This window comes from Streptomyces sp. NPDC004647 (genome assembly GCF_040609575.1).
Lineage (GTDB): Bacteria > Actinomycetota > Actinomycetes > Streptomycetales > Streptomycetaceae > Streptomyces.
Map to the genome: position 1 here is coordinate 1 of NZ_JBEXKU010000165.1, position 4,742 is coordinate 4,742.

General features: G+C 70.5%; 2 protein-coding genes and 1 pseudogene. 1 reads left to right on the plus strand and 2 read right to left on the minus strand.

Annotated features, from left to right (window positions below):
* Positions 1-222: 222 nt before the first annotated feature.
* Together ABZW18_RS34160 and ABZW18_RS34165 are read right to left on the minus strand one after the other, a co-directional pair.
* Positions 223-2,022, minus strand: a complete 1,800-nt coding sequence (locus tag ABZW18_RS34160) for an SGNH/GDSL hydrolase family protein (RefSeq protein ID WP_356195260.1) — start codon at positions 2,020-2,022, stop codon at positions 223-225.
* A 294-nt stretch (positions 2,023-2,316) separates the two neighbouring features.
* Positions 2,317-3,429, minus strand: a complete 1,113-nt coding sequence (locus ABZW18_RS34165) for a PP2C family protein-serine/threonine phosphatase (RefSeq protein ID WP_356195263.1) — start codon at positions 3,427-3,429, stop codon at positions 2,317-2,319.
* A gap of 376 nt (positions 3,430-3,805) precedes the next feature.
* On the opposite strand from ABZW18_RS34165, the pseudogene ABZW18_RS34170 reads away from it, so the two are divergent.
* Positions 3,806-4,665: pseudogene (locus ABZW18_RS34170) on the plus strand (transposase); the annotation flags it as partial.
* Positions 4,666-4,742: the final 77 nt, after the last annotated feature.

Below are 4,742 nucleotides of genomic sequence, written 5' to 3' on the forward strand. Positions count from 1 at the left end.
GGACAGAGGCCTCGGCGGGAGCGCCCGTGGCCGTAGGCGCCTACGGCCACGGGCGCCTACGCCATGAGTCGCTGCGGCGTGAGTTGCGTGCGGTCTCCCGTACCCGCCGCGCTTCGTCAGGGTCGGGGAGCCCGTCCGGGCACGGTCCTGGAGGGTGGCAGGCATGAGTCGCGTGCGGCATGAGTCGCCCACGGCATCAGGCGCCTACGGCACACCAGCCGCCTACGGCACCAGCTTCCGCAGGTCGATCGACTCGGCGAGCGCCCGCAGCCCGGCGTCACCGGGGTGCAGATGGTCGCCGCTGTCGTACGCGGGCAGCATCCGCTGGGGCCGCCCGGGATCGCGGATCACCGCGTCGAAGTCGAGCACGGCGTCGAACGTGCCGCCGTTGGCCCGCAGATAGGCGTTCACGGCGGTGCGCCGGGCGTCGACCGCGGGCGTGCAGTCCGGGTAGCCCTCGCAGGGCGCGATCGTCGCGGCGACCACCCGCAGCCCCCGTGCCCGGGCCCGCTCCGCGATGGCCCGCATCCCGGCGATCACCGCGTCCGGCGTGGCGCCCCAGCGGACGTCGTTGATCCCCTCGAAGACCACGACCGTACGGGCCCCGGTCTGCGCCAGCACATCGCGGTTCAGCCGGTGCTGGGCGCTCACCCCGCCCGTGTCGGTGCTGACCCCGTCTCCCGGGTAGCGGTCGGTGACCACGCGGTTCGCGGAGATCCCGTGGTTGAGCACGCCGTACCGCGGCACCTCGCTCTGCTCCCGCAGCCGCCGCGACAGCACGTCCGGCCACCGCCGGTTGGCGTCGACGGTCGACTTGTCACCGTCGGTGATGGAGTCGCCGAGCGCCACCACGGAGCCGGGGCCGCCTCCGACGTCCACGCCGGTGAGGAAGGGCCAGCTGGTCAGCGTCCCGGTGAAGGCCGCGCCACCGCCGTCGCCCGTACGGTCTCCGCTGCCCGGCGCGCTCAGAAACGAGCGCTGGTTCGTCCGGCTGTGCACCGGAGCGGCCGCCACCGTCTCCGGAAGATGCACGCTGACCAGCAGGTTCCTATCGGCGGGTACGGAGAAGCCCAGGGGGTCGCTGAACATCTCGGCCCCCGCCGGAATCTGTGCCCCCGGCCGGCCCGAGAACGAGAGCCGCTTCGGCGTACCCGCCGCCCCGGCCCCCGAGCCCTGCACGGCGACCGACGCGTGCCCGATCCGCACCGGCGCCGCGGCGAAGGTGTTGGCGAGCCGGATACGGACGCGGGGCCCGCCCGCGCTGCTGTGGACGACCAGCCGCAGCGTCTGGTCCGTCCAGGGCCCGACCGACGTGTACCCGGACGTGCTCGCCGACCAGCTGCCGCTCCAGCCACTCGCCGGAGTGCGCACCGACGCCGCGAAGACATGAAGATCAGCCGCGGGCCCCGGGTCCTTCGGCAGGACCACCGACGCGATCTCGCGGCCGCGCTCGACCGGCACGGTGACCGCGTACAACCGGACCTTCTCCGGGCGCTGCCCGCCGGCCGTGTTGATGTGCGGGAGGGCGACGGCCTTCGTGCTCAGCGGCCCGGTGCGCCAGTCGGGGGCGGTGAGCGCGTACGTGCTGCGGGAACCGTCCCGGTAGCGCACCGTCCCGGTGCCGGCCGCGTCGCCGCCGGTCCCGGCGACCAGGAAGGACAGCGCGTCGCCGCGGCCGCTCAGCCGCACCGCCTGACCGTCCGCCCGTACGTTGTCGGGCCGCCCCGCCGTGGCGCGCGGCCAGCTCAGCCGGGCCCCGTCGATGGCGAGCGCACGGCCCGGGGTCCACCCGGCGACTGCCAGGTCCTGGGCGGACAGGGACTGCCCGGCACCGTCGAAATCCCCCTCGGCCGGCCGTGCGTCGTCACTGACCGCCGTATTGTCGAAGAGCCGCTCCAGAGGGAGCGGCTCCGTGCGGTGTTCGTCCGCGAGGGCGGGGGCCCCCGGCGCGATGAGTGCTATGGCCAGAGCGGCACCCCCCGCCATGATCCCGGTCGCATTCCATCGCCTTGCGACGCGCATGTCCCCTCCCGCATCCGTGGTGATCCGACAGGTGCGGAATGAACGTAGGGAGAGCGGTGGGGCGCGTCAATGATCCAGGCCTGAACTCGGGTTGAATTCCCGGCTCTTAGGTCCTGTCCGACCAATAGCGCCGTCCGCCGCAAGGCGGGGCCCGCGGTGTCTGGTGCGTGCAGCCGCAAGGCGGAGAAGCGTCCTCGCTGTGGGCTACTCGGACGTTTCGCCGCCCCTCCCGTGCAACGAGGCGCCGCCGGGCCCGGCACGGTGTCGTGACCATGCCCCGCCAGAGCGGAGGCACTACGCGGGGTGCTCCTGCGCTTGGGCGTTCGGGCACCGCACGGCGAGGGCCGCGACGTCATCGTCGAGCCTTCCGCTGCTGTAGAGGAGCAAGTCCCGGTGGAGCCGGTCGAGCAGCTCGCGGGGTGGCGCCGGGTCTTGCCGCCGCATCCAGTCCGGCAGTGGAAAGAACTCGCCCGTGCGGTCCCGGGTTTCGGATACGCCGTCGGTGTAGAGCAGCAGTTGGTCGCCAGGGGCGAAGGCGACGATGTCGACGCTGTAGTGGTCTCCGATGAGCGCCGCGAGGTTGAGGGGCGGCGAAGGGGTGGTGGGCTCCAGGACGCGGATCTCCCCGCGGTGCACCAGCAGCGGAGGCGGGTGCCCGCAGTTGAGTAGTCTGACGTGGCCGCCGCCATGCGGGATCTCGGCGAGCAGAGCCGTAACAAAGCGCTCCGGCAGGTCCGGGGCGGGGAACGCGGCACTGTTGCGGGTGGTGCTGGTCTCCAGACGCTCGATGATGCCCCTCAGGTCCGGCTCGTCGTACGCGGCCTCCCGGAAGGAGTTGGTGACCGCTGAGGCCGCCCCCACCGCGGACAGGCCCTTGCCACGTACGTCGCCGATGAGCAGCCGGACCCCGTACGGTGTCTCGACCGCCTCATAGAAGTCGCCGCCGATCCGGGCCTCCTCTTGGGCCGCCAGATACAGCGACTCGATCTCGACCTCACCGATGCGGCACGGCAGAGGGCGCAGCAGCACCTTCTGGGCGGCGTCGGCGACAAGCCGGACATGGAAGAGTGTCTTCTCCCGCTGGATTCGGAGATGGCTTGCGTATGCGGCCGCCAAGGTGACCGCGACGATCGCAGCCGCTGTGTATGGCGTCCCCAGATCGGTGTAGACGAAGCTGAGGCCGATCATGACCAGCAGGCAGAACGTCCCCAGCAGGATCGTGGGGAGCGCGGGCCACATTGCGGCGGCGAGGGCGGGCGCGACGGGCAGGAGGCGGCTGATGGCGATCTCCCTCGGTGTGGAGAACGCCAGGCCCGTGATGAGGACGGCAAGGATCACCGGTGACAGCACGACAGCTTCCCACCGGCCGCGGTAGGGAGCACGACGACCACGCAGCCGTCCAAACATGATCACAAAGGGCATCATATCGGTGGAGAACGGGATATCTAGCTACAACGGAGCACGTGGCTCCTGCGTGGTGATCCGCCGCTTGAAAGAGAAGCCGACTTTCGTGCCGCCGGGAGCGTGCCTGGACAGGACCCGCGTCGGCATGCCCGATACGGCGGCCCCTGCCGAGGGCCGCACCATCACCTGCGAGGGAGATCGGGCGACCTCCGCCCTCCCGTGCGCACCTGGCCGAGGACTTGAGATGTCCTGTGTCTGAGCGGTTCTCCAGGCGACGGCACCATGACGCTCAAAGTCCTACTAGGGCCTGTACGGAGTCGTGATCAATGGTGCGGGGGATCCGGCTCCGGCTTGCTCTGCGTACTGGTAGAACGCCTGGATGGCGCGATGTGAACTCAGCGATCACGAGTGGGAGTTGATCGAACTGTTTCTGCCGATCGGGCGGTTCGGGCCCTACCCTTACCGGCTGCGCGAGCAGTTCGAGGGGGTGGTCTGGCGGTTTCGCACCGGCAGTCAGTGGCGGGAGATCCCGCGTGAGTTCGGTGCTTGGTCAAACGGTCTATGACCGTTTCTCCCAGTGGCGGAGCGCCGGGGTGTTCGCTGCGCTGATGGAAGGCATGATCGCCGAGGCCGCTCGCCGTGGAGAGGCGGATATGTCGCTGGTCAGCGTGGACTCCACGGTGGCCCGCGCTCATCATGACGCCGCCGGGATGGTGGGGGACCCCGAAGTACTCGAGGCACTGGAGAAGACCGCGGCCGAAGACAAAGGGGGCGGTGGAAACCGGGCAAACCGCCCCGATAAATACCGAGCCTGAGGACCAAGCCGAGCGCCGACGGCATCGGCAGCGCCGCCGCGCCCGGCTGAAGGCGGCCGCGCTTGGTCGATCGCGCGGCGGGCTGACCAGCAAGGTCCACCTCGCAGCGGACATCCGCTGCCGCCCGATGGCGTTCGTACTCACGCCCGGGCAGGCTGCAGACAGCCCCCGGTTCATCCCGGTCTTGGAGAAGATCAAGGTGCGCGGGGCCGTCGGGCGTCCCCGCACCCGCCCGGACGCCGTCGCCGCCGATAAGGCGTACTCCTCGCGAGCCAACCGCGCCTACCTGCACAAACGGAAGACCAAGGCAGTCATTCCGGAGAAGGCGGACCAGGCCGCGAACCGTAAGAAGCGCGGCAGCATCGGCGGGCGGCCGGTCACCCACGACGTCGAGCAGTACAAGGGGCGCAACACCGTCGAAAGGAGCAAGCCGTAATGCCCACATAGATGTGCCCGAGGAGGGGAACAGCCCTGTCATAGGGGTTGATGGCCTGCTCAACA